The organism is Pseudomonas syringae pv. cilantro, from assembly GCF_001293775.1.
GTDB lineage: Bacteria > Pseudomonadota > Gammaproteobacteria > Pseudomonadales > Pseudomonadaceae > Aquipseudomonas > Aquipseudomonas syringae_P.
This window is the reverse complement of record NZ_LGLN01000053.1, coordinates 1-705: the sequence shown is the minus strand read 5'-3', so window position 1 is coordinate 705 and position 705 is coordinate 1. Positions and strand designations below refer to the sequence as shown.

The following is a 705-nucleotide window of genomic DNA, read 5'->3' as shown; positions in this document are numbered from 1 at the left end:
TGGGCTACCCGAAACCTGGCAGCCCCGGCGGCGGCAGTCGCTGCCGCTCGCTGGGCGGTGCTGTTCATGATCATGACTTTCATGTTGTTGAGTTGATTTTTCCAAGGAGATAAAGATGACGCTGCTTTCATTGTTCACCCAGGCACGTACCTTTTTGAAACATCGGCCTTATCCGGTCCTGCTGATGGCTGCCACCCCCGGTAGTAGTTTTGCAGCGCTACCGGGTGCCCAAGCCCCCACGCGCGGCACAGGAACCAGCTTCCTGCAGACGTTCCAAAACTATGCCTTCGACGGCTTCACGCTGCTCGGCTTATGCCTGTGCGCGTTCGGCATCATTCTGGTGGGCCGACATGCGCTGGGCGTCTATCACGAAATCCACATGGGCAAGGCCAAATGGGCCGATCTGGGCAGCACCGCAGTGGTCGGCGTCTGCTTGATTGGCGTCACGATCTACCTCGTCACCACCGCGTCTAACATCCTTTAAGGCGGTGAGGCTTGCATGTCTGAGCTCCAGCACGATCAGCATGAAGACGGCACCCTGCGTTTTCTGCCCAGTCGCTTGAATAACCAGCCCGTGGTGATTGGTGGTCTTACGGCGGATGAGATGTGGGTGACCGTTTTTGGCTGCAGCGGGGCAGGCTTTGTGATGGGGCTGCCGTTGGCCTTCGTGATCACTCCATCCATGCCCGTGGTCTGCGCACTCAT

The 705-nt window shown here is 58.4% G+C and carries 2 protein-coding genes and 1 pseudogene; all 3 read left to right on the top strand.

The window, feature by feature from the left end; genetic code table 11:
- Positions 1 to 96 (top strand): annotated as a pseudogene (locus ABJ99_RS28265) (TIGR03758 family integrating conjugative element protein); the annotation flags it as partial.
- Positions 97 to 115: 19 nt separating this feature from the next.
- A complete protein-coding gene (locus ABJ99_RS13650; RefSeq protein ID WP_003347754.1) occupies positions 116 to 484 on the top strand; it encodes a TIGR03745 family integrating conjugative element membrane protein in 369 nt (122 codons plus the stop codon).
- Positions 485 to 499: 15 nt separating this feature from the next.
- On the top strand, positions 500 to 705 hold a 206-nt coding region (locus ABJ99_RS13645), incomplete at its 3' end, for a DUF3487 family protein (RefSeq protein ID WP_154864424.1).

What these genes read in the sequence shown, in the direction of transcription:
- ABJ99_RS13650 (WP_003347754.1), top strand. Translation starts at nt 116, where the DNA reads ATGACGCTGCTTTCATTGTTCACCCAGGCACGTACCTTTTTGAAACAT.